Annotated in this window: 23 protein-coding genes and 1 pseudogene; 15 read left to right on the forward strand and 9 right to left on the reverse strand. The window is 60.3% G+C overall.

Features of this window, described 5'->3' with window-relative positions:
- Window positions 1-145: 145 nt before the first annotated feature.
- The gene (locus NKH93_RS22955; protein WP_352694415.1) at window positions 146-1,228 is read right to left on the reverse strand and encodes a sensor histidine kinase; all 1,083 of its coding nucleotides are present in this window, start codon (window positions 1,226-1,228) and stop codon (window positions 146-148) included.
- A 335-nt stretch (window positions 1,229-1,563) separates the two neighbouring features.
- Here NKH93_RS22955 and eglC point away from each other — a divergent pair, with 335 nt between their 5' ends.
- The 3 genes from eglC to NKH93_RS22970 all read left to right on the forward strand — a co-directional run bounded on the left by eglC (window position 1,564) and on the right by NKH93_RS22970 (window position 6,108).
- Window positions 1,564-2,955 carry an endo-1,3-1,4-beta-glycanase EglC gene (eglC, locus tag NKH93_RS22960; RefSeq protein WP_352972208.1) on the forward strand — a complete coding sequence of 464 codons (1,392 nt, stop codon included), beginning with the start codon at window positions 1,564-1,566 and terminating at the stop codon, window positions 2,953-2,955.
- Between the two features lie 97 nt (window positions 2,956-3,052).
- A complete protein-coding gene (locus NKH93_RS22965) occupies window positions 3,053-4,798 on the forward strand; it encodes a type I secretion system permease/ATPase (RefSeq protein ID WP_352972210.1) in 1,746 nt (581 codons plus the stop codon).
- Window positions 4,798-6,108 carry an HlyD family type I secretion periplasmic adaptor subunit gene (locus NKH93_RS22970; protein WP_352972212.1) on the forward strand — a complete coding sequence of 437 codons (1,311 nt, stop codon included), beginning with the start codon at window positions 4,798-4,800 and terminating at the stop codon, window positions 6,106-6,108. Before NKH93_RS22965 ends, NKH93_RS22970 begins: the two co-directional genes overlap by 1 nt.
- A 37-nt stretch (window positions 6,109-6,145) precedes the next feature.
- On the opposite strand, the gene NKH93_RS34345 is transcribed toward NKH93_RS22970, so the two are convergent.
- Window positions 6,146-6,484: a hypothetical protein gene (locus NKH93_RS34345; protein ID WP_502896480.1), complete on the reverse strand. Its 339-nt coding sequence runs from the start codon at window positions 6,482-6,484 to the stop codon at window positions 6,146-6,148.
- Window positions 6,485-6,870: 386 nt separating this feature from the next.
- Window positions 6,871-7,296: a YidB family protein gene (locus tag NKH93_RS22980; RefSeq protein WP_352453897.1), complete on the reverse strand. Its 426-nt coding sequence runs from the start codon at window positions 7,294-7,296 to the stop codon at window positions 6,871-6,873.
- Between the two features lie 522 nt (window positions 7,297-7,818).
- Here NKH93_RS22980 and NKH93_RS22985 point away from each other — a divergent pair.
- Window positions 7,819-7,992 carry a hypothetical protein gene (locus tag NKH93_RS22985; RefSeq protein WP_352972214.1) on the forward strand — a complete coding sequence of 58 codons (174 nt, stop codon included), beginning with the start codon at window positions 7,819-7,821 and terminating at the stop codon, window positions 7,990-7,992.
- Window positions 7,993-8,376: 384 nt separating this feature from the next.
- Here NKH93_RS22985 and NKH93_RS22990 read toward each other — a convergent pair whose 3' ends face one another.
- From NKH93_RS22990 to NKH93_RS23000, 3 genes are read right to left on the reverse strand one after another with little or no spacing between them, the layout of a single operon-like run.
- The gene (locus tag NKH93_RS22990) at window positions 8,377-8,781 is read right to left on the reverse strand and encodes a TadE/TadG family type IV pilus assembly protein (RefSeq protein ID WP_352972216.1); all 405 of its coding nucleotides are present in this window, start codon (window positions 8,779-8,781) and stop codon (window positions 8,377-8,379) included.
- Window positions 8,771-9,211: a TadE/TadG family type IV pilus assembly protein gene (locus tag NKH93_RS22995; RefSeq protein WP_352972218.1), complete on the reverse strand. Its 441-nt coding sequence runs from the start codon at window positions 9,209-9,211 to the stop codon at window positions 8,771-8,773. Before NKH93_RS22995 ends, NKH93_RS22990 begins: the two co-directional genes overlap by 11 nt.
- Window positions 9,212-9,216: 5 nt before the next feature.
- The gene (locus NKH93_RS23000; RefSeq protein ID WP_352972220.1) at window positions 9,217-10,452 is read right to left on the reverse strand and encodes a pilus assembly protein TadG-related protein; all 1,236 of its coding nucleotides are present in this window, start codon (window positions 10,450-10,452) and stop codon (window positions 9,217-9,219) included.
- A gap of 201 nt (window positions 10,453-10,653) precedes the next feature.
- Here NKH93_RS23000 and NKH93_RS23005 point away from each other — a divergent pair, with 201 nt between their 5' ends.
- Window positions 10,654-10,827 carry a hypothetical protein gene (locus tag NKH93_RS23005; protein WP_352450274.1) on the forward strand — a complete coding sequence of 58 codons (174 nt, stop codon included), beginning with the start codon at window positions 10,654-10,656 and terminating at the stop codon, window positions 10,825-10,827.
- A 322-nt stretch (window positions 10,828-11,149) separates the two neighbouring features.
- Here the strand turns inward: NKH93_RS23005 and NKH93_RS23010 are convergent.
- Together NKH93_RS23010 and NKH93_RS23015 are read right to left on the reverse strand one after the other, a co-directional pair.
- Window positions 11,150-11,366 (reverse strand): annotated as a pseudogene (locus NKH93_RS23010) (transposase); the annotation flags it as partial.
- 119 nt (window positions 11,367-11,485) lie between these two features.
- Window positions 11,486-11,824 carry a hypothetical protein gene (locus tag NKH93_RS23015; RefSeq protein ID WP_352972222.1) on the reverse strand — a complete coding sequence of 113 codons (339 nt, stop codon included), beginning with the start codon at window positions 11,822-11,824 and terminating at the stop codon, window positions 11,486-11,488.
- Window positions 11,825-12,000: 176 nt separating this feature from the next.
- Here NKH93_RS23015 and NKH93_RS23020 point away from each other — a divergent pair, with 176 nt between their 5' ends.
- Window positions 12,001-12,303, forward strand: coding sequence for a KOW domain-containing RNA-binding protein (locus NKH93_RS23020; protein WP_352972225.1), 303 nt, complete (start codon window positions 12,001-12,003; stop codon window positions 12,301-12,303).
- Window positions 12,304-12,792: 489 nt separating this feature from the next.
- Here NKH93_RS23020 and NKH93_RS23025 read toward each other — a convergent pair whose 3' ends face one another.
- Window positions 12,793-13,263, reverse strand: coding sequence for a KTSC domain-containing protein (locus tag NKH93_RS23025; protein ID WP_352517826.1), 471 nt, complete (start codon window positions 13,261-13,263; stop codon window positions 12,793-12,795).
- A gap of 20 nt (window positions 13,264-13,283) precedes the next feature.
- On the opposite strand from NKH93_RS23025, the gene NKH93_RS23030 reads away from it, so the two are divergent.
- The 9 genes from NKH93_RS23030 to trbJ all read left to right on the forward strand — a co-directional run bounded on the left by NKH93_RS23030 (window position 13,284) and on the right by trbJ (window position 21,783).
- Window positions 13,284-13,517: a hypothetical protein gene (locus tag NKH93_RS23030; protein WP_352815993.1), complete on the forward strand. Its 234-nt coding sequence runs from the start codon at window positions 13,284-13,286 to the stop codon at window positions 13,515-13,517.
- A gap of 313 nt (window positions 13,518-13,830) precedes the next feature.
- Window positions 13,831-14,073 (forward strand): GcrA family cell cycle regulator, encoded by a 243-nt coding sequence (locus NKH93_RS23035; RefSeq protein ID WP_352473685.1) that lies wholly within the window; start codon window positions 13,831-13,833, stop codon window positions 14,071-14,073.
- Between the two features lie 425 nt (window positions 14,074-14,498).
- Window positions 14,499-16,526, forward strand: a complete 2,028-nt coding sequence (locus NKH93_RS23040; protein ID WP_352815991.1) for a conjugal transfer protein TraG — start codon at window positions 14,499-14,501, stop codon at window positions 16,524-16,526.
- A gap of 120 nt (window positions 16,527-16,646) precedes the next feature.
- The gene (locus NKH93_RS23045; protein WP_352547797.1) at window positions 16,647-17,060 is read left to right on the forward strand and encodes a CopG family transcriptional regulator; all 414 of its coding nucleotides are present in this window, start codon (window positions 16,647-16,649) and stop codon (window positions 17,058-17,060) included.
- Window positions 17,057-18,025: a P-type conjugative transfer ATPase TrbB gene (gene trbB / locus NKH93_RS23050; protein ID WP_352547796.1), complete on the forward strand. Its 969-nt coding sequence runs from the start codon at window positions 17,057-17,059 to the stop codon at window positions 18,023-18,025. The genes NKH93_RS23045 and trbB overlap by 4 nt, the downstream gene beginning before the upstream one ends.
- Window positions 18,026-18,036: 11 nt before the next feature.
- Window positions 18,037-18,345, forward strand: a complete 309-nt coding sequence (locus tag NKH93_RS23055; RefSeq protein WP_352547795.1) for a TrbC/VirB2 family type IV secretion system protein — start codon at window positions 18,037-18,039, stop codon at window positions 18,343-18,345.
- Window positions 18,345-18,617: a VirB3 family type IV secretion system protein gene (locus NKH93_RS23060; protein WP_352571685.1), complete on the forward strand. Its 273-nt coding sequence runs from the start codon at window positions 18,345-18,347 to the stop codon at window positions 18,615-18,617. Before NKH93_RS23055 ends, NKH93_RS23060 begins: the two co-directional genes overlap by 1 nt.
- Window positions 18,611-21,061 (forward strand): conjugal transfer protein TrbE, encoded by a 2,451-nt coding sequence (trbE, locus tag NKH93_RS23065; protein ID WP_352972227.1) that lies wholly within the window; start codon window positions 18,611-18,613, stop codon window positions 21,059-21,061. Before NKH93_RS23060 ends, trbE begins: the two co-directional genes overlap by 7 nt.
- Window positions 21,058-21,783, forward strand: a complete 726-nt coding sequence (gene trbJ, locus NKH93_RS23070; RefSeq protein WP_023718720.1) for a P-type conjugative transfer protein TrbJ — start codon at window positions 21,058-21,060, stop codon at window positions 21,781-21,783. The genes trbE and trbJ overlap by 4 nt, the downstream gene beginning before the upstream one ends.
- The last annotated feature ends 20 nt before the right edge of the window (window positions 21,784-21,803 follow it).

The raw sequence follows: 21,803 nt of genomic DNA on the forward strand, positions 1-21,803 counted from the left end.
CCGCGGAATGCAGCTGGCGGCTCTTCGATTGAAGATTTCGACCATACGAAGCAGGCCGCGAAGCGCGTCCGGGCCTATTTGCAGGCACCTGCTCAAAGCCGCGACATGAGCCAGCCGCTAGCCCTTTATGTTCGACAGCAGTCTTTCAGCTTGCTGCCGCCGACCGTTTGAAAACGATGGTCACCTTCGTCCCTTTGTTGGGGCTGGACTCGACAGCTAACTGCGCCTTGGCGTTCTCGGTCAGCGATCGCGCGATCAGCGCTCCGAGCTTGCCTGGCTTGGGCCACACCTCGCCTTCCGGCAGGCCGATTCCGTCGTCCGCCACTATAACCCGGCAGCCGTCGCCATCGACGATGCTGTGCAGCGTTATCGTGCCGCCGTCGCGCCCCCGGAAGGCATGCTTTAGTGAATTGGTCAGCAATTCGTTCACGACCAGCCCCGCCGGCATGGCGACGTTTATTGACACCGGATATGTATCCACCTTCATATCCAGCCGGATCCCCTCGACTGCATGCGAGCTCATCACCGCGGACGCAATCTGGCTGAGATACACACCAAGATCGACCTCCTCTTTCGGCTCGTCGGCCGTTAGCGTCTGGTAGAGGATCGCCAAAGCGTCGACGCGACCGGCAAGCCGCTCAAACCGTCTCCGGTCGGCCTCGGTCGCGTTGCGGCTTTCCAGCCGGATCAGTGCGGTGATCATCTGCAGGTTGTTCTTCACCCGGTGCTGCAGTTCGCGCAGCAGTGTGTCTTTCTCGCTGACAAGCTCCTCCACCGAGCGCTCATCTCCCGCCTCGCCATGGGCCGATACGTCGACCAGCGCCACCAGCCGGAAGCACATCTTGCCGTTGTCGTCCTCGATCACGTTGGAATAAACGTCCACGATCGTCGGCTTATCTTCGTTGCGTTCCAGCCTGTAGGTGCCGACAAAATCGGTTTCCTCGACCACGGCCTCGGCAAGTGGCCGGTCCTTCTGCTCGTGGAGGCCTTTGCCCAAAAGGGCTGCCCAGTTTCCTCGTGTGAGCATAGCGGCCGTCAGGCCTGACAGTTTCTCGAATTCCGGGTTGGCGTAGACTACGCGCTCCTCAGCGGCCAGGTTCGCAACGGCAATGGCGATCGGCACCTGGTCAAGGAATTTTTTGAACTGTTCGCTTTCCAGTGCCGTTGCAAGCTCAGGTGTATCAAGCAACTGCTCGACCGCCTCGGCCTTTTCTGAATCCGGTGTCATTTGCGCGCCTGTTCCGTGCGGAGAATATCAACAATGCAGCGCGCCCGCCATCGCCAAAGCTGCATTTGACGCACCGCGTCATGCACCTGACAACAAGCTTGCGTCCTGCGCAACGGCCATACGTCTAAGATTGCGACCGGCCGAAGCAGAGCGGCTGGCGCCGGGTGCCACGCCTTGTGCCTTGAAGGGGTGATGCGGCCCCCGGGCAAGTGGCTCCGCTGAATATTAAACTTTTGGTAACCCTCCAAGCTCGAAGGCTAAATGGTAATGGCTCCTTTTGGTCTCAATAGGTGTTAGGCCCGATATCGAGGCGAGAAAGAGGAGAAAGGACCAAAATGGCCAACGTATTGAACGCCAAGGGTGTTCCACTCCCCTACAGCGGATCCTCCGTAAAGTGGTATTCGGCGACGAATTCCGGCCCGACACTTTATGGCAGCATCTACAACGACTCGATGTACGCCGACGGTAGCGTCACCGTCACGATGTACGGCGGCAAGGGCGATGACATCTATTATCTGTATTCATCCAAAAACAAAGCGGTCGAGCTGCCCAACGAGGGTGTCGACACCATATCGACATGGATGAGTTACAAGCTCCCGGCGAATTTCGAAAACCTGACGGTCACCGGCGACAAACACTATGCTTTCGGAAACGAGCTAAACAACATCGTTGCCGGCGACTCCGGCCAACAGACGCTCGACGGCTTGCAGGGGGATGACGTTCTCAAGGGCGGATCCGGGGCGGACATTTTCGTCGTGACCCCCGGCAACGGCAGTGACCGGATCCTCGATTTTGGCGTCGACGATACCGTGCGTGTCGGGAGTTACGGCTTCACCTCCTTCGAGGACGTGCACGCCAACATGGTTCAGTCGGGAGCGAACGTCCAACTTAATCTGTCCGATGACGAATTTCTCGTTTTCGCCAACAAGACCGTCGACCAGTTCACCCCAGGCCAGTTCGATCTGGCCCTGGACAGGTCGCATCTGGAACTCACCTTCTCGGACGAGTTCAACACGCTCAACCTGTGGAATGGCTCGAGCGGTACCTGGGACTCGAACTTCTGGTGGGGTGCCGCGAACGGCAGCTCGCTCACGAGCAACAAGGAGCTTGAATGGTATATCGACACCAACTACGCCCCGACGAGTTCGGTCAACCCGTTCAGTGTTGAGGACGGTGTTCTCACGATTACCGCGGCCCAGGCTCCCGCGGCAATCCAGCCCTACATAAACGATTACAAATACACGTCAGGTTTGCTGACGACCTATGAGTCCTTCGCACAAACCTACGGCTATTTCGAAATTCGGGCCGACATGCCCCAAAAGCAAGGTGCATGGCCGGCCTTCTGGCTTCTCCCGGCTGACGGCTCCTGGCCACCGGAACTGGACGTCGTGGAAATGCTCGGTCAGGATCCAAACAAGCTCATTCTGACAAGCCACTCCAACGAGACGGGAACTCATACGACAGTGTCCTCGACGGCCTATGCCGCCGATACCGAAGGGTTTCACACTTACGGAGTGCTGTGGACAAAAGACGAACTCGTCTGGTATTTCGACGACATCGAAGTTGCTCGTGCCGCAACGCCTTCCGATATGCACGACCCCATGTATATGCTGGTCGATCTGGCGGTTGGTGGCCTGGCGGGAGCGCCCGCCGACGGGCTTGCGACACCTGCGGAAATGCAGATCGACTACATCCACGCGTACGCGCTGAACGATTGGCATATCTAGGCGCAACACCTGACGGTGGCTGCGGTATGGAGACACCGAGCCTGATTGCGGGCACGATCCTTGCGCCGGGGACCGAACTGGAACCGATGTGAAGGCGATGTCGCATTCCCATTCGTCCGAGCCGCCACGAACAATCCTCGCTGCGGTTTTGGCTTCTTTCCGCCGCGCGTTCGCTGGAATTGCCCTGATGAGCGGCGTCGTCAATGTTCTGGCGCTGACCGGCTCGTTCTTCATGCTGCAGGTCTATGATCGGGTCGTACCCGGCCGCAGTGTGCCGACGCTTGTCGGGCTTGCCGTATTTGCCAGCATGCTGTTCATTTTCCAAGGGGTTCTTGAGCTTATCCGGTCGCGGTTGCTTGTGCGCATCGGGATGGCTTTGGATGCGCGATTGAGTGGGCAAGTCTATACCGCCCTTATGCGTTTGCCCTTGCGCACCAAGCTCCCAGGCGACGGCCTTCAGTCGTTGCGGGATCTTGACCAGGTGCGTTCGTTTCTGTCGAGCACTGGTCCGACTGCGCTTTTCGATCTGCCCTGGATGCCGCTGTATCTGGCAATATGCTTCCTGTTCCATCTCTGGATCGGCATGACGGCGCTGGCAGGCGCCATCATTCTCTCTAGCCTGACTGTGCTTGCCGAAGTTCGCACCAGGGAGCCTGCGACGAGGGCAAACAGCCAGGCGGCAGCGCGCAATACGCTTGCGGAGGCGACGCGTCGCAATGCAGAGGCTCTGCAGGCGATGGGCTTTGGCGCGCGCATCGCCGAGCGCTGGTCAAGCGTCAACGCCGACTTTCTCAACACGAACGCAAGAGCCAGCGATCTGGCTGGGACGCTCGGCACGATCTCGAAGATCCTGCGCATGATGCTGCAGTCGGGTATACTGGCGATCGGCGCCTATCTAGTCATTCATCAAGAAGCGACAGCCGGTATTATGATCGCCAGTTCGATTATGATGAGCCGGGCGCTCGCGCCGGTCGAACTGGCTATCGCCCACTGGAAGGGTTTCGTCAGTGCTCGCCAGGCATGGACCCGGCTGAGCCAGCTTTTGGCCCTGCTTCCTGAAACTGCCACGAGTGTCTCGCTGTCTGCACCTGTATCTTCTCTTGCGGTAGAAAGCATCTGCGTCACGCCACCCGGCGAGCGTCGTGTGGTTGTGCAGGACGTCGGGTTCGCGCTAGAAAGGGGTGCCGGCCTTGGCATCGTCGGACCGAGCGCGTCTGGAAAATCATCGCTTGTCCGAGCAATAGCCGGGATATGGCTTCCAGCCCGCGGGACCGTCAGGCTGGACGGAGCAACGCTCGACCAGTGGTCGCCGCAAGAGCTGGGCAACCATGTCGGCTATCTGCCGCAGGATGTGCAACTGTTCGATGGCACCATTGCCGAGAACATCGCACGCTTCGAACCTCAAGCCTCTTCGGACAAGATACTGGCGGCTGCGCGCGCGGCCGGCGTTCATGACCTTGTCGTCCATCTGCCGGAAGGCTACGAAACGCGGATCGGCGAGGCCGGATCGGCGCTTTCGGCGGGCCAGCGACAGCGGGTTGCGCTCGCACGGGCCCTTTATGGCGATCCGTTCCTGGTTATCTTGGACGAGCCCAATTCCAACCTCGATTCCGAAGGGGAGGCCGCGCTGGCGGCTGCAATTGAGGGCGTGCGGGCGCGAGGCGGCATTGCTGTCGTCGTCGCCCATCGGCCGAGCGCCCTAGCAAGCCTGGATCAGGTACTCGTCATGGCCAACGGCCGTGTCCAGGCGTTTGGCCCCAAGAATGAGGTCTTGAGCAAGGTAACCCGTTCGGGCGGCGTTCCCCTGAAGGTCGTCTCCGGCCCTGAGGAGGCGACACACTGATGACCCAACACGCGGCATCCGCGATCGACCGGACCATCCGACGCTATCTGTTCGGCGGTGTCGCGGTCTGCATGCTCCTGGTTGGTGGGGCGGGAAGCCTGGCCGCGGTCACGGAGCTTTCTGGAGCCGTCATTGCTTCGGGAAGGCTGGTCGTCGATTCCAGCGTTAAAAAGGTGCAGCATCCAACGGGTGGCGTGGTCGGTCAGATCCTCGTGCGAGAAGGCGACGCCGTGAAGGCGGGCCAGGTTTTGATACGTCTCGATGAAACCGTGACCCGGGCCGATTTAGCCATGGTCGCCAAGAGCCTGGACGAATTCGAGGCCCGTCTGGGCCGCCTCGAAGCCGAGCGCGATGGCACTGACACCATCGCCTTCCCGTCTTCGCTGACGTCGCGGCAGGACGATCCTGAGATCCGGCGTGCGATGGCCGGCGAGCAGTCCTTGTTCGAATTTCGTCGCCAGGCACGCGCTGGCCAGAAGGCTCAGTTGAGAGAGCGCATTGCTCAGCTCGCCGAAGAAGTCGCCGGCTTGAGCGAGCAAAGGGATGCTAAAAGCCAGGAAATCAAATTGATCGGGCTTGAGCTCGACGGCATGCGCAAGCTCTGGGAACGCAAGCTGGTTTCAATCGATCGCATAACGACACTTGAGCGTGACGCAGTCCGGCTTGAAGGCGAACATGGGAAGCTGACTGCGGCAATCGCGCAATCGAAGGGCCATACATCCGAAATCCGCTTGCAGATCATTCAGATCGGCCAGGATTTGCGCAGCGAGGTGGCAACCGAGCTCCGTGACGTCCAGGCAAAGCTCGCCGAGTTGGTCGAGCAAAAGGTCTCGGCCGAAGATCAGCTCAAGCGTATCGATATACGCAGCCCGCAAACTGGCGTGGTCCATCAGCTTGGCGTGCATACGGTCGGCGGCGTCATATCCGCGGGAGAGCTCATCATGCAGATTGTCCCTGTGACAGACGATCTGACGGTCGAGGCGCGTGTGGCACCGCAAGACATCGATCAGCTGATGCCAAGGCAGAGCGCAACGTTGCGACTTTCGGCCTTCAACCAGCGGATAACGCCAGAGCTGAATGGTGTCGTCAGTGAGATCTCCCCCGATCTCAGCATCGATGAGCGAAACGGCGCGAGCTTCTATACTGTGCGTGTCAGCCTGCCGCGCACAAAGCTTACAAGGCTGAAGGGCCTGACCTTGTCGCCCGGTATGCCTGTCGAGGTGTTCTTCTCGACCGGCAGCCGCACAATGCTGTCTTACCTCGTAAAACCTCTGGCAGATCAAATCCAACGGGCGTTCAGGGAGGATTGAGTTCGCGTGACGGACTCGGCCATAACCCATGCCGTGCTTAGAGCGTGACGATTTTAGGTTGCGGCATACTCGGCCTCGGTGAAGGAGTTGGCGCATTCCTTTGATGTGAGAGTGTCGTGGATTTTCCCGATGCTCGCAGACGGCGTCGGTGTTGCGTCTGGCGGCCGTTCTCAGCAGGTGTTTGGTTTGGCGAGGAGCATCTCGATCGGATCAGGTCTGGCGAGTATTTCGGCAGGAAGAAGAGCTTGGCGCCGGCGTTGCTGACGGCGTGCCGGACGGCCTTGTCGATGAGGACGATGTCGCCCGGCTTGAGGGTCGGCAAGAGCACCTTCTCGACATAGAGCCGGAAGCCATTGATCGGCCCGTCTGTGAGCATGGGGCGGCCCGGTCCACTGCGCCCGCCGACGCGCCAAGTCGGGCCGATCTTGCGCGCCCCGCTGGATGATGACGAACGGCTATCGACATCTTCTTCGTTGTCGCTCCAACCGTCGGCTGGTGCACTGCCGGTGAGAGCCTAAGGTTCCTGGACGGTACGCGCGCACCGGGCAAGCCCGCCCCCGCATCCCCCATGCATCCCCCATGCCCGGTGCAAAGGCGCTCCGATCGGTCCCGCCGTCCTGGCAGTACGGCGGGACTTTTTGCGATAGGCCTTGGAACCCGCGGTGAAGGCCAGCAACTTCTTCCCCCTCACACGATTGCTGCCAGGTCGGCGGCCCCGAAGCCGGCGTCTCCTAGTTTCAGCCTGCTTTGTCGCAGATGGCGCTAAGTACGGCCCGCTCCTGGTACCTCGTCCAAGAGATCTGGACCGTTGCCCGCGGGCATCTGGCCGTCGGGCGTAAGCTTGTCCACCGCGTCGGGCAATTCTCTTGTGAGCCGGTCGAGAAGTTCCTCATGGGACAATCCGGTTTGCTCAGCCAGATCGCTCAATGTTTGCGGGTCGATTGCTTTCTCAACCTGATCGCGCTGAACGGGCCGGTTTGATCCTTTACTTACCCACGAATCGACCTGATCGCCCGCACCCGCATTTCTGAGACGGTCCAGGATGTCGCCGAGACCGCCAGTGGAGCCAGCGCTAGCGTTGGGATTTGTCGATTTCCTACCAGCGATCAACTCGCCGATCTTGTCCCTATTCTTGTAGGCAAGCAGGCCAAGCAACGCTATGGCGACCTTTCCTATATCAAGGCTCATTTCGCATCTCCTTCTATAAGGAAGAGACAAGGCATGCGGCTTTGAAAGGTTCCATGGTTATGCTGCTGGGCCGATATTCGATTCGGTTTTTAGCCGGACGATTGCGGCTTCTCGGCTCGTTCTGGCTAGCCTTCAGCATCCGTGCCTCCGCAGAGTCAGCTGGCAGCTCGCGTCGTCTCTCCGGAGGCTTTCTACATTCCGTCACCGATCGTGAGCGACACGCTCATTCAAAATCTTGCATTAGAAACTTCGAAGATAAATGCAGCGGAAAACACTGTTGGCGCCATGGACAAGAACGATGGCGACACAATCGTCCTGGTTGGCTTCCGAGCCGCCTGCCCGGGGACTCGTGATCCGAGCAGATAGGCGACAAGGATTTCGAGAGAGACCGACGGCAAAATGGGCTGGACGATAATGGTCACGAAAGCCAGGTGAGATCACAATCTTGGCGAGGAACAGGAGGACGCCGCCCTCGACAGCCAACCATCCGTGGTTCCGTTGCTCCTGGTCTATGTGCTCTCGATGTTGGGACTGATCGGTACGCGCTCGCTCCTTCGTAATTTCTACGACGCCCGCTCACTTCGGCTCGCGCGGCTCTTCAGTATTCAGGCCTCGCGCAGCAATGATGCATGGTCGGTGCCGATCATCGATCTGCTCGCGCGCCTGCGCCTGCGTAATGCCGGTTTCATCGGCTAAGACTTGGGCCTGCCTCTCCTTCAGTCGCTCGCGGGCGGACATGTCTTTTCCCATGTTGAAAGCCTGCCAAGTTTATGTTCGGCCCCTTGGAAAACAATGATTGGCAAAGCGACTTGTTCGTTGAGCATTGAACTGCCCGCGCCGCACAAAGTCTAACTCGGCTCATCGGGCTGGCAGTTGTTCAACAAACGTGCACTGCTGCTGAATATGAAAAAGCCGCTGGTCCTTGTCGCTGAGGATGAGCATGATCGCGTCCGATCTGGAAGTGAACCTTCGCGAGGCCGGTCTTACAGCCGCTCTGGCATCAACCTGTGAGGAGACTCAAGGTGGTTGGCAGAGGAACGTCCGGATGTGGCGGGCCCCAGCGTCCGACGAGAGTGAGCCTTATGTTCCAATCAACGGAACCGTGACGGTTGTCGCATAATTAATTGGATACCGGTCGAAATACGGGAATTCGATCACGAACGCATATTGGGCGGTCAGATGTGCCATGCGAAAGCCGCCGATGGGGGCGTCGATTGCTATTGTTACATCGACGTCTTTCAATCCCAAATCCAGTAATTTTTCCGTGGCAATGGCTTGGATCTGGGCCTGCGTCAGCGAGTTCTTCATTTGCAGCGCACGTGACGACGTTTCCAGCGTGTACCGAACACTCGACATAGCATTCAGAGCCCAGCCGAATGCAAAGATGCCGATCAAAAGCATTATCAGAAAAGGCGCGATCAGCGCGAACTCTAATGCAGCTCCGCCTGATGCATCCCCCGTGAAAGCTCTCGACTTAGCGGACACGAATCACCTGTTGATGACTGAGTTCGCGCGAGAGGGAAAACGCGCCAAAACTGAAGGGCGGTGACCAGGTGGCTGTCGCCTGTATTACGAGGAAGACCGAGGGGGCTTTCAAAGCGTCGCACAGGACCGATGGATCGGCCACGATGTTCCCGCACATGTATTTCCGGCTCACTGCCACCTGCGCGCCATCAGGATGGTTTTCCCAGCTCGAAAGAGCGACAGCTTGGATGGTCGTATCCTCGACTGCTCCTTGCATCACGAGGTTCGCCGCGGTTTTGACGCCTGCACGCATCGACAATGCGCTCGAGACAAAAGACCAGCCGTCGATGATGCCAAGAAGTACCAGGCAAAGGATGGGCAGAACCAGCGCAAACTCTACCGCGGCAACACCCGAATCACTCCGGAACATCCGGACTTGTAGCCAATCCACGAAAACTACTCGACAAGCTGAACGGTTTGCGTGGCCGGAATGTCTCGCATTCCAAGGCTCGTGCAATCCTGATTGACGTTCGCGTTGCCGGACCACTGCACGGTACTGGCGACGACCTGAGTGCAACCACCTTTGCCCGAGAAATTGCCGAGATAATTGACATCCTGTGTTGGAAAATACAAAGCGCCGGTCAAAAGCGAATCTGCCGTGCCATTAAACGTGTTCGATCCAGTCAGGTTAGCTTTGTCGCCATAGAACAGCACACCTGAATAGGTGCCCGACGTCGGTGCGCTGAGCTTGACGGTCGCCGTGCCGTTCATGCTAACGCCGGAGGTACCGGCCAGATAAATGACGACACCCTCGCCAGAAATATTTGCATTCGAGTTCGCTTTGAAATCACCGCCTTGAAGGACGTATACCCCGGGCGAGAGCGTTACATTGCCGCTCAAGCTGAGTCCCCTGCAGTATGTTCCAGGTTGCAACGCCGACTGATTGCTGTTTTGACAGGGGTTCGTGGCCGGTGGCGCCGGCAAGTCGGCAAAAGGATCGGCAGCGGGCAACGCCTGGGTTATCGGGCTGGCGCACACGGTCGTCACGGGGTTGCTCAACGAAACACCGCCTGCCGATACCAGGCAATCGACCTGCAGGCTTGCCGATCCTTGAAGCTTGATGGCGTCCGCAGCTATCGAATTCGACATCACGACGCAGCCGGTCAGTTTGAGGTTCGAACTGCCGGAAAAGAGCGCCGCTTTCGGAGCGGAATGATTGAGCGCCGTAAGGCAGGCCTTTGAACCATCGATGATAAGAGACACGGCTCTTGCCTGTGCGCCAACCGCATTTTGCGTGAATATCGATGTAAAAAACCGATCGAGGGTCTGATGAACGATGACCTCGACAGCCTTTTTCGCGACATTCGGACCGGAGGACGGGGGCGTGAAGATTTCGATTGTGCCTGTTGAGGGGTCCCAGCCATTCGTTGTCGCCGACAGTGTCGCGGCGGAGACAATCGTTGGCTTGTCGGATCCAGAAACCTTTTCCAAAGCGCCAGCATAGGCTGCCGCGTCTGCCACCGCCTGCAATTTCAGGCTGCTATAATACCAGTAGGATGTCTCGATACCGAGACCCGCTGCACCGACGACAATCGGCAATGACAGGGCAAAAATAGTAGCAACGTTACCGCTCTCGCCTGTTTGTCGCAGACGGCTAACAGACCGCCTCAAGATACGGGCACCCCATTCCATGGAAATATTTAAGCCAAGATGAATGAAGGAACGACTAAGGATTTCACTCCATTTGCTATGGTCACTCTTTAGCCCCGACCTGCACAAAGTCCGGCGACCAGCTGCTCGGCGTTGAGCGAGCTGGCAAGCCGGCATTCGCCCTCGTGGGTGAGATCCGCACCCGAGCGATCCGCGCGCGGCTACGGAAGCCGGGCCAGGAGCATGCCGGGCCGCCGCCAAAGCGGCATGAAGCGCCCAGCCACCCAATGGGCCAAGCCGGGGCTGATTGGCCCCGTAAAGCATCTGCACAGCGAAGAGGGGCTACGCAACGCCTCGCTGCTGGACTTCTGGGATCAGGATCAGGGTGACACCGGCCATGCCGCGCTTGACCCTTAGGCAAAGCCGCCTAGGCTTAGCGCAAAGCAGAGTTGAGTTGTCGCAACGCCCCCTGGGCGGCCGACAGCCTGTGTTTTTCGAAGATTGCTAGCTTCTGCTGATAAGTGATCCGCACCTTGGCGTTGCACCCGTGGCATCTGAAGTGCGCGATCGTTCTTAGTGCAGAGCCTTTCCTTACTGCCGGATAGGAGCAATCCGGACAATTGAATGTGAGCGCAACATTAGACAAGTCTTTGGCTAAACCCATTTTCAGATCGTGTCCCAGGATGTGGTGGAGCTGACGGCTTGGTCGCCGCGCTCTCCGGCATGGGGGCCGGGATGATCAGCGTGCCACCGCTGGCAGGCTGATGAGCGGATCATCGCTCATTTGGGTGGTGGTTTCCAGTGTCATGTATCTGGCTTGGACGGCCCATTCGTCGTTCTGCTCAAAGAAGGAGCGCGCGTACGAGGTGGACGATAGCGTCGTCGTTGGGCAAGATGCCGACGACCTCGGTCCGCCGCTTAATCTCGCCGTTGAGCCGCTCAATCACGCGCAGAGATTCCTCAACTGATGCTCGACTGGCGGCAACTTGCTCGCCAGCCGAGTTGAGTTCAGGCGGTGGTCGGGGGAGACTGGCCAGCCACACACTGGTGATTCCAACCTGTGCCGATGTGCCAATCAGCAACCTTCGTCGGTCTTTTTCACCTGGCCTGGCGCGGCGGTGTTGGCTGCCGTGTCCTGCTGACCTGGCGCCGCCTGCTGAGCGCTGCCAGTCTGCTGGCCGGGCGCGCAGTCTCTGGCCGAGTTCGGATTTGTGGTGCCGCTGGTGGTGGTCGTGTCGGTGCCCTGATCGCCGGACATGTTGGTCCCGCTGCTCGTCGTGCCGGTGCCCTGATCCGTCGTGCTGGGCATGGTTGTGGTGGTCGAGGTTCCGCTCGAAGTTCCGCTCGTCGTCTGGGCAAAGGAAAGCCCGGCCGACACCGCCAGCACGGCCGAAGCCAAAAGGATGCGTTTCATCTTCTTTCTCCTGTCTGAATGCGCGGGATGCGCCTGGCAAATTGAACAGGCAGACAGAAGGAGTGTTCCCCGGTGAAGTTCAACTTTTGTAACTCTGGTCGTAGGTCAGCCTTAGGATGGCCGGCGTATATTAGAGGCCTCTTGAAGAAGACACTGCCCGCACCAGAATCCATGGCATGGCTCGGAGAATAGGCATTGGTGACCAGGTGGCGATTACGGCCAGGGTTCTGACGCGGGTAACAGAGGACCGCGTAAGGGTCTCGATCCCAGGTTACGACTTCCCACATTCCATCATCGACAACACCAAGGTGAACGGAGGCCAGCAAATCAACCTGAAAGGCGAGGTCACGCGCATCGACCAGGACACCGTGACTATCGACCTCGGGCCGCTGGTCACGGTCGACCGTGACAAGGTCCGGCTAATGGAGAAATATCGGCCGCCAAAACGACGAAAGGCACTTGTCGTTGCCCCGGATTAGAACCGACAACATCGCGACAGGCTATGAGGGCAGGCCGCATGACGGGCCGGTAGAGGACGAGTCGAAGCACTTGGTCTACTGCCCAGTCTGCGGCCAAACGTTCGACGCGCGCGATCTTGGACAGGTGTTCCACCACGCTGAGCCGCAGCACGAGCCGCTTCCGGTCGAGCAATAGTCCAGCTAGTTGAGCTCCGGCGGCAGACCGACGTTGAGACCCTTCAGCGCGCCACCGACGTACGTTGGATGAGAAAAGGGTGCTGCGTGCACCGCGCCTTCCCCGCGCGCCGATGTTCCACCTGGACCGCAAAAAAGTCCCGCCGCACTGCCAGAACGGCGGGACCGATCAAACGCTTTGCACCAGGCGGGGGGATGCGGGGTGGGCTTGCCAAGTGAGCGCGGACCGTAACCAACCCTAAGCGCAACGGCGGCAACGCGTCCACCAACCGCCGGTTGGAGCGACAGGACGATTGAAGCCGCCGGCAGGTCAGGTCATCCCGGGTCGCTATCGCTCGCAACCAGACGGTAGCGGAAATTGTTGCGGATGTGGTCGTTGAAATAGCGGCCCTTGGCGAACGCGGCCCGGAACGCGGCAAAGGTTTCCGGCGGTACCCCCTCAAACTCGTACCGCTTGCTGCTGGCGACGAACCACACCGAGAGGGTCCTTCTATCCAGATCATATTCCATCTTGCGGATCGAAGTAGATGGCATGAGCACCACAGGCCGAGGCCCGCGCCCTTGCGGGGAGCGCGGGCCGATCGGGATACCGATCTGCAGCAATACCTGGAGGGGAGGAATGGCTGCGTGCACCGAACTTGCGCGGCGGTCCCGTGTTCCAACCAGGATACACAAAAAGCTAGCCGCACCTTTCGGCATCATGCGGACGTTGGATTTCTGAGAAAGCGGGAGCGTCAATACCAACTTCTGGCGATGGAATTTTCCCGTGAGATAGGCACGCTCCACGGCGAAAGGAGTGCCCCGCCATGGCCGTCCTCGCCTATAACCTTGCCAATGACATCAAAGGATCGTGGAGGGTCGTCTTCGTGCCGGACGAACTGCATCTGTATGTGGAATTCAGCCAGCCAGACGCCGACACAAACCCGGCTGATTGGATGAGCGTTGATGATTTCCTTGCATGGCGGCCGAAAGGCGCACTCCACGAGCGAGCGCGCGACAGCTTGGTTTCGCTCATTTGCAAGGCGCTGACACGGCGATGAGACACGGCAAACCCGCACCGAGATCGAGTGCGAGCGCCGCGAGTGGGCCTAGGGCCCCACAAGCCAGTGCCACCCCGCCGCCGGCAAACCGCGGCGGGCGAGTGCCTCGGGGACACGATGGTAGATTGCTAATGCGTTCGCGCGTGTGGCCTTAAGTCGCAAACTATTGGCTTCAGAAGCAGGGCGTAGGGCTTCATTGATGGTGCTACCAACACCATATGGTGACCCATAGCCCTCCAAAACGAGAGAAGCTCGTCCCGACGGGTCGCACTGCGGCCGTCAGCTGGTAATTGCTACGAACTAGGAAACCATCATGCCTGAAAATCCTGAAAATATCAGACCAACTTCGAGAGACGTCCCCCTCATTCAGCTAGGCCTCTATCAGTGCCGCTTCCCGGTGAGCGAAGACGCTTCTGTACCTGGCGGTTATCGTTTTTGTGCTGGGCCAACTTCGCCGGATCGCGTCTACTGCGATCACCACCACAACATTGTGACCGCCGTGGACCCTCGTCGAGCCCGTTCGGGTCTTCACCTCGCTCAACGACGCGCCGCGTAAGCCTGACTGGCGGCGGCCTCCCGGCCAGGCGCTATGCGCTCCAAGGCCTTGGCTACGACCTTGCCGTCGGCTCGGTCTGGCCCATCCTGCCTTATGCCGTCTTCGCCGATGTATCCCCGTCGCCCGATTGAGAACGACGACTTCTCGCCGAGCCCTTCAGCTCGCTAATCGCACAAACGCGTCGGCTCCAAAGGTTTGTCTGTCAGCACATCTTCAATGTGCCCGCGCCTGAAGCCCCAACATCTTCTGCGACCAAACCGCGTACCTGGCACCGCCGATCGGTTGCTGCGGCGGATTTTTGCTGTTCGCAGCTGAACAATGCCTATCAACCTTGTCATCGCACCTAATCGCACGTAGCGGCCGTTCGAATTCTCATCGCTCGGCGCGATGTTTGGTCCGTCTGCCCAGAAGAGCGGAGCAAGCCATTGACACCCACGAAGTTGCTGATTGGGCAGATCGCTGTCGTATTCGCAATTGTCATTCTTGGCGTGTGGACTGCAACCCAATGGTGCGCCTACATGCTCTCCTATCAGCCGCCACTGGGCGCGCCATGGTTTGTGACAGTCGGCTGGCCGATCTACCAGCCGTGGAAACTGTTCGAATGGTGGTTCCAATTTGACGCCTATGCGCCTGAAGTCTTCGACAAGGCTGGCATACTTGCCGGAGCCAGCGGGTTCCTGGGCTGTGCCGCCGCGATAGCTGGGTCCCTCTGGCGCGCACGGCAGCGGGGGTTGGTCACCACCTATGGGTCCTCACGATGGGCCATGAAGCTGGAGATCGAGAAGGCGGGGCTGTTTCAGCCGGCCGGCGTTTTCCTTGGCGGACTGAATTATCGCTATCTGCGCCATGACGGACCAGAACACGTCATGGCCTTTGCGCCGACACGTTCGGGCAAGGGCGTCGGACTCGTTGTTCCAACCCTTCTTTCCTGGACCGGCTCGGCCGTCATTCACGACATCAAAGGCGAGAACTGGCAGCTGACCTCTGGCTGGAGGTCGAAGTTCTCGCACTGTCTCTTGTTCAATCCGACCGATCCGAGATCGGCGCGGTACAACCCGCTGCTGGAAGTGCGCAAAGGTCCAGATGAGGTCCGCGACGTTCAGAACATCGCCGACATTCTCGTCGATCCGGAAGGCGCGCTGGAGCGGCGGAACCATTGGGAGAAGACCAGTCATTCACTCCTGGTTGGCGCCATCTTGCACGTGCTCTACGCCGAAGAGGAAAAGACACTCGCCCGTGTCGCCACCTTCCTGTCGGACCCGCAACGCTCATTCGCTGCGACACTGCAGCGGATGATGACCACAAACCACCTCGGCACGGTGGACAAGCCTCAGGTCCATCCGGTCGTGGCCTCGGCGGCTCGTGAGGTGCTGAACAAGTCAGAGAACGAGCGCTCAGGCGTTCTCTCGACCGCCATGTCGTTTCTCGGGCTCTATCGAGATCCAACGGTTGCCGCGGCAACATCGGCCTGCGACTGGCGCATTGCCGACCTTGTGGATGCCGAGCGACCGATGTCGCTGTATCTGGTCGTGCCGCCGTCGGATATCTCGCGCACTAAGCCCCTGGTGCGATTGGTGCTCAATCAAATCGGCCGGCGGCTGACCGAGCGCCTGGAAGGTGACCCGAAGAAGAGCCGTAAGCACCAACTTCTCATGATGCTCGATGAATTTCCGGCGCTGGGACGGCTCGATTTCTTCGAGACCGCGCTGGCCTTCATGGCGGGTTACGGCATCCGCGCCTATCTCATCGCGCAATCGTTGAACCAAATCTCCAAGGCCTATGGCGAGAACAACGCCATTCTCGACAATTGCCATGTGCGGATTGCCTTTTCCTCAAATGACGAGCGCACGGCCAAACGCATCTCGGACGCGCTCGGTACCGCGACGGAACTCAGATCGATGCGCAACTATGCCGGCCATCGGTTGGCGCCCTGGTTGTCCCACGTCATGGTAAGCCGCCAAGAGACCGCTCGCCCCCTGCTGACGCCGGGTGAGGTGATGCAGTTGCCGCAGGCTGACGAACTAATCCTGGTTTCGGGATTGCCGCCGATTCGCGCCAAGAAGTTGCGTTATTACCAGGATCCGAATTTCACGGAGCGAGTGCTGCCTTCGCCGGTGCTGCGCGACGGTGCCTACGCGGATCGGCCCACGTCGCGCCCGGACGATTGGAGTGGACAGGTGCGCGGCGTGGATCGGCGTCTTGCTGGCGATGACGACAGTGCCGGCGCGGCAATCGAAGACGGAGGTGTCCAGCAGCAGCGCCATCCGGGCCTGCGCGAAGAACGGACCCTCGTCGTCCAGGAGCCTGATCAGGGCGATCTGTTCACGCCCGCAGACGATGACTGCGAGACGCTCGCCGACAAGCGCGTCATGGATCGGATTTCCACCGCCGCACGTGCGTACGGCCTCAACGAGGGAATGGGCGACGACAAGGACATCGTGCCCGGCTTCTGAACGGCGCGCCATACGCGGGCGCATCTCAGCGTAGATAACGGCCGTAAGCGATTTCGAGGATCTCGACGATGCTCGTTCCCGTCGCCGGTGCATCAGCGCCGGTCAGAGGGAACGAGCAGCATGAAGCCCCACCGCATTCGTCACCAGTTTTTGCTTGAACCCGAGTTGAGCCAGAAGCTGGAGAACCTCAGCCGCAATCCATCGACCACCAAATCGGCCATTGTGGCGCACGCGGTCGAGACCTTTATCGAGCGGCGTGGGGAGAATGAACTCGACCAGCGCTACGGCAAGAGGCTCGACCGTCTTTCCCGCGACCTCGGACATGTCAGGCGCGATGTCGAGATGATCCTGGAGAGCCTGGCGCTCTTCATCCGCTTTTCGATCACGCTTCATGCTCACACGCCGGTGCCGGACAGGGCCACGCAAGCGATTGCCCAGGAGCGCTTCGACAAATTCGTCGAACAGGTCGGCCGCCAAATCGCTTCCGGGAAACGGTCACTTGGCACCGACGATCGCAGGGGAGGGGAAGGATGAGTTCTCATCCGGAAGCCGACCATCGCCGCCGCGTCATGCTGCGCACCGCCATGGGTCCGGCGATCACCGAAGCCCTTGCCGATCCGACCGTCATTGAGGTGATGGTCAATCCCGACGGTGCGCTGCGGCTCGACCGGTTGGGTGAAGGCCGGGTCGACACCGGCGTGCACATGCATCCTTCTGAGGCCGAACGCATCATCCGCCTGGTCGCCTCCCACGTGCGCGCCGAGGCGCATGCTGACAATCCGATTGTCAGCGCCGAATTGCCATCGGGCGAGCGCTTCGAGGGTCTGCTGCCGCCTGTCGTGCTGGGGCCATGCTTCGCCATCCGAAAGCCTGCGGCGAAACTCTACACGTTGGCCGACTATGTCGCCGACCGGGTCATGCTGCCGCTGCAGGCCGATGCGCTGCAGAAGGCGGTCCGCGAGCGGCGCAACATCCTGGTCGCCGGCGGCACGTCGTCGGGCAAGACAACACTTGCCAATGCGCTGCTGGCACAAGCCGCCGATTGCGACGAGCGGGTGATCCTGATCGAGGACACGCGCGAACTGCAATGCGCGGCGAAGGATTGCGTTGCCTTGAGGACGAGGCGGGGGTCGGTCACGCTCGCCGATCTCGTGCGCTCGACCCTGCGGCTCAGACCCGACCGCATCATCGTGGGCGAAGTCAGGGGCGCGGAAGCCCTGGACATGCTGAAGGCATGGAACACCGGGCATCCCGGCGGCATCGCGACGGTTCACGCCAATTCGGCGCGCTCCGCTCTCTACCGTATCGAGCAGCTCGCCCAGGAAGCCGTCGTCACCGTTCCCCGCCGCCTCATCGCTGATGCGGTAGATCTGATCGTCTTCATCGCTGGGCGCGGATCCTCGCGCCGCATTGACGCGATCGCTGAGGTCACCGGTCTCGACAGCAGCGGTGATTACGCCGTCACCCCGCTCACGCTTCCGCAACTCCAGCAGTTTTGAAAGGTCACCTCATGCTCAAGAAGCTTCGCTTCCTTTCGTCCACCGCGCTCGCGTTTCTTCTCACCCTCCCGGCCCACGCAGCGGGCTCCGGCATGCCTTGGGAACAGCCGCTGCAGCAGATCCTTGAGTCGGTGCAGGGACCGGTCGCCAAGATCGTCGCGGTGATCATCATCATCACCACCGGCCTGACCCTTGCTTTCGGTGACACGGCAGGCGGTTTTCGCCGGCTGATCCAGATTGTCTTCGGCCTGTCGATCGCCTTCGCGGCATCGAGCTTCTTTCTCTCCTTCTTCTCCTTCGGCGGCGGGGCACTCGTCTGATGGCCACCGGAGAGCAGCATGTCGAGGGTTTCGAAGTCCCCGTTCACAGGGCATTGACTGAGCCGATCCTGCTGGGCGGCGCGCCGCGAGCGGTGGCGATCCTCAACGGCACGGTGGCCGCGGCAATAGGCCTTGGCCTGCAGCAGTGGATCGCCGGACTGGCGCTCTGGATCGCCGGCCACACCCTCGCGGTCTTTGCCGCTCGCCGCGATCCGGACTTCGCCAGCGTGCTTGTCCGTCATCTTCGCCTGAAGGGGTGGCTTGCATGCTGAACCTTTCGGAGTATCGCGGCAAAGCCGATCGGCTTGCCGACCATCTGCCCTGGGCCGCTTTGGTCGCGCCCGGCATCGTGCTCAATAAAGACAGTAGCTTCCAGCGAACCTTCCGGTTCCGTGGCCCCGACCTTGAAAGCGCGACCGAAGCCGAGTTGGTCGGCATCTGCGCACGAGCCAACAATGCGCTACGAAGGTTGGGCTCCGGATGGGGGTTGTTTTTCGAGGCCGAGCGCGTTGAAGCGCTGGGCTATCCGAGCTCGGCTTTTCCCGATGCTGCCTCATGGCTGGTCGATGAGGAAAGGCGCGCGGCCTTCGAGGGCAAGGTCGCGCACTTCGAGAGTCGCTATCATCTAACCTTGGTCTTCATGCCGGCGCCAGATGGCCAGGCGCGGGCGGAAAGCGCACTGGTCGACTCGCATCACTCGGGAGGGGCTAGAGACTGGCGCCAGGAGCTGGCGTGGTTTCGCGACGAGACCGACCGCGTCCTGGATTTGCTGTCCGGGTTCATGCCGGAAGTGCGCGCCCTCGATGATGCCGAGACGCTAACCTATCTGCACGGCACAATCTCGACCTACCGCCATCCGGTCGCCATGCCGGAAACGCCAATGTATCTCGACGGTGTTCTGGTTGACGCGCCGCTTACCGGCGGCCTGGAGCCGATGCTGGGTGAGCAGCATCTGTGCACCCTCACCATCCTTGGTTTCCCGAACGTCACCCGGCCAGGGATCCTCGACGCGCTCAACCATCAGGATTTCGCCTACCGCTGGATGACGCGCTTCATCCCGCTCGACAAGACGGAAGCCACAAAGACACTGACCCGGTTGCGCCGTCAGTGGTTTGCCAAGCGCAAATCGGTCGCAGCCATCCTGCGCGAGGTCGTGACCAACGAACCCGTCCCTCTCGTCGATAGTGACGCCGACAACAAGGCGCTCGATGCGGATGTCGCCCTTCAGGCATTGGGCGGCGATCACGTCGGCTTCGGCTATCTCACCACAACGGTGACGGTATGGGACCAGGACCGACAGGCCGCCGCGGAAAAGCTCCGAGCGGTTGAGCGCATAGTCAATGGGCTCGGCTTCACCACGATCCGTGAAAGCATCAATGCGGTCGAGGCGTGGCTCGGCTCGTTGCCCGGTCATGTCTACGCTAACGTTCGCCAGCCGCTCGTTCACACGCTGAATCTTGCCCATGTCATGCCGCTGTCGTCGGCGTGGGCCGGTCCGGTGGATAACGAGCATCTCACCAACGTGACTGGGACCGAATCCCCGCCGCTTCTCTTCGCAGAGACCAACGGGTCGACACCGTTTCGGGTTTCCACCCACGTTGGCGATGTCGGCCACATGCTGGTCGTTGGGCCGACGGGTGCCGGCAAGTCGGTTCTGCTTGCGCTAGTCGCTCTGCAGTTTCGACGCTATGCCGGGGCGCAGGTCTATGTCTTCGACAAGGGCAATTCGGCTCGTGCGGCAACACTGGCCATGGGCGGAGAACACCACGCGCTGGGCGCGGATGGTGCGCTTGCCTTCCAGCCACTGAGCAATATCGGCGACCAGACTACTCGCAGCTGGGCGGCGGAATGGATCGCCGGCCTCATCGCCCATGAGAATGTCACCGTAACGCCTGAGGTGAAGGAGGCGATCTGGTCGGCCCTGACCAGCCTTGCCACCGCGCCGGCGCAGGAACGCACGCTCACTGGACTGTCGGTCCTGCTTCAGTCCAATGCGCTGAAATCCGCGTTGATGCCGTACACGCTCGATGGCCCGTTCGGGCGTCTGCTCGATGCCGATGAAGATCGGCTGGCTTTGTCGGATGTGCAGTGTTTCGAGACCGAAGAGCTGATGCACCAGGAAGGCGCCGTGCTGCCGGTGCTCACCTATCTCTTCCATCGCCTCGAGGAGCGGTTCGACGGCCGGCCAACACTGCTCATGCTCGACGAGGCCTGGGTCTATCTCGACAACCCGCTCTTTGCCGCCCGCATCCGCGAATGGCTGAAGGTGCTGCGAAAGAAGAACGTCTCCGTCATTTTCGCCACGCAGTCACTTGCAGACATCGCTGCCTCGTCGATCGCGCCGGCAATCATCGAGAGCTGCCCACAGCGCATTTTTCTTCCCAATGACCGTGCCGTGGAACCGCAGGTGCGGGCAGCCTATGAGTGCTTCGGCCTGAACGAGCGGCAAATCGAATTGGTCGCCCGTGCCACACCGAAGCGCCAGTATTATCTGCAGTCGCGCCGCGGCAACCGCCTCTTCGAGCTCGGGCTCGGCCCGATCGCTCTTGCGCTCTGCGGCGCCTCTGATCCGGCCACGCAAGCTTTGATCGACAGCGTCCTGTCAGAGCACGGGCAGGACAGCTTTGCCTCCCGGTTCCTGAGTGCGCGCGGCCTCGATTGGGCTGCCGAGCTTCTCCAGCAATTCCCTCAACCAGACAAGGAGCAATCGTCATGATGCGGCGCCGCCTTCTCACCAGCCTGATCACCGTTTCCCTGATCGCAAAACCGATGGCCGACTACGTCCAGCCGGCCCACGCCCTGATCGTGTTCGATCCGTCGAATTATGCGCAGAACGTGCTGACAGCGGCACGTTCCCTGGAGCAGATAAACAACCAGATCCAGTCGCTTCAGAACCAGGCGACCATGCTGCAGAACATGGCGCGCAACCTTCAGCGCCTGGATTTTTCTTCCGTCGGCCAGCTCACAGGTTCGCTCCAACGGATCGACGGCCTGATGACCCAGGCCAGCGGCCTGAGCTTCGATCTCGACAAGCTTCAGAACCAGTGGCGTGTGCAATATCCGGAAAGCTACGACGCCACAATCAAGGTCAGCGATGTGGCGAGCGCCGCGCGCGAGCGCTGGCAAAACGCCATGCAGGCGTTCCGCCAAACCATGAGCGCGCAGTCGCAGATCGTGGAGAACGTGCGGGCCGACGGCGACCTGCTTACCGATCTCGTCAACCGCAGTCAGGGCGCGGCAGGTGCCCTTGAGGCAAGCCAGGCCACCAATCAGCTGATCGCGCTTTCGACCAAGCAGCAGATCCAGATTCAGACGCTGCTCGCGACCCAGTTCCGGGCTGAAGCCGAAGATGCTGCCCGCAAGGCGCAGTCCGAGGAAGCCGCCCGCGAGACGACGAAGCGTTTCCTGGGCACCGGTACGGCCTATCCCGGCAACTGATCAGCAGTTCTTCAAGACAA

The sequence above is a fragment of the Mesorhizobium sp. M0954 genome, assembly GCF_040319155.1.
Classification (GTDB): domain Bacteria; phylum Pseudomonadota; class Alphaproteobacteria; order Rhizobiales; family Rhizobiaceae; genus Mesorhizobium.

Excerpts from the sequence above, each read along its gene's own strand:
- NKH93_RS22955 (WP_352694415.1), bottom strand. The coding sequence starts at position 1,228 with ATGACACCGGATTCAGAAAAGGCCGAGGCGGTCGAGCAGTTGCTTGAT.
- eglC (WP_352972208.1), top strand. The coding sequence starts at position 1,564 with ATGGCCAACGTATTGAACGCCAAGGGTGTTCCACTCCCCTACAGCGGA.
- NKH93_RS22965 (WP_352972210.1), top strand. The coding sequence starts at position 3,053 with ATGTCGCATTCCCATTCGTCCGAGCCGCCACGAACAATCCTCGCTGCG.
- NKH93_RS22970 (WP_352972212.1), top strand. The coding sequence starts at position 4,798 with ATGACCCAACACGCGGCATCCGCGATCGACCGGACCATCCGACGCTAT.
- NKH93_RS34345 (WP_502896480.1), bottom strand. The coding sequence starts at position 6,484 with ATGCTCACAGACGGGCCGATCAATGGCTTCCGGCTCTATGTCGAGAAG.
- NKH93_RS22980 (WP_352453897.1), bottom strand. The coding sequence starts at position 7,296 with ATGAGCCTTGATATAGGAAAGGTCGCCATAGCGTTGCTTGGCCTGCTT.
- NKH93_RS22985 (WP_352972214.1), top strand. The coding sequence starts at position 7,819 with ATGTTGGGACTGATCGGTACGCGCTCGCTCCTTCGTAATTTCTACGAC.
- NKH93_RS23000 (WP_352972220.1), bottom strand. The coding sequence starts at position 10,452 with ATGGAATGGGGTGCCCGTATCTTGAGGCGGTCTGTTAGCCGTCTGCGA.
- NKH93_RS23005 (WP_352450274.1), top strand. The coding sequence starts at position 10,654 with ATGCCGGGCCGCCGCCAAAGCGGCATGAAGCGCCCAGCCACCCAATGG.
- NKH93_RS23015 (WP_352972222.1), bottom strand. The coding sequence starts at position 11,824 with ATGAAACGCATCCTTTTGGCTTCGGCCGTGCTGGCGGTGTCGGCCGGG.
- NKH93_RS23020 (WP_352972225.1), top strand. The coding sequence starts at position 12,001 with ATGGCTCGGAGAATAGGCATTGGTGACCAGGTGGCGATTACGGCCAGG.
- NKH93_RS23030 (WP_352815993.1), top strand. The coding sequence starts at position 13,284 with ATGGCCGTCCTCGCCTATAACCTTGCCAATGACATCAAAGGATCGTGG.
- NKH93_RS23035 (WP_352473685.1), top strand. The coding sequence starts at position 13,831 with ATGCCTGAAAATCCTGAAAATATCAGACCAACTTCGAGAGACGTCCCC.
- NKH93_RS23045 (WP_352547797.1), top strand. The coding sequence starts at position 16,647 with ATGAAGCCCCACCGCATTCGTCACCAGTTTTTGCTTGAACCCGAGTTG.
- trbB (WP_352547796.1), top strand. The coding sequence starts at position 17,057 with ATGAGTTCTCATCCGGAAGCCGACCATCGCCGCCGCGTCATGCTGCGC.
- NKH93_RS23055 (WP_352547795.1), top strand. The coding sequence starts at position 18,037 with ATGCTCAAGAAGCTTCGCTTCCTTTCGTCCACCGCGCTCGCGTTTCTT.
- NKH93_RS23060 (WP_352571685.1), top strand. The coding sequence starts at position 18,345 with ATGGCCACCGGAGAGCAGCATGTCGAGGGTTTCGAAGTCCCCGTTCAC.
- trbE (WP_352972227.1), top strand. The coding sequence starts at position 18,611 with ATGCTGAACCTTTCGGAGTATCGCGGCAAAGCCGATCGGCTTGCCGAC.
- trbJ (WP_023718720.1), top strand. The coding sequence starts at position 21,058 with ATGATGCGGCGCCGCCTTCTCACCAGCCTGATCACCGTTTCCCTGATC.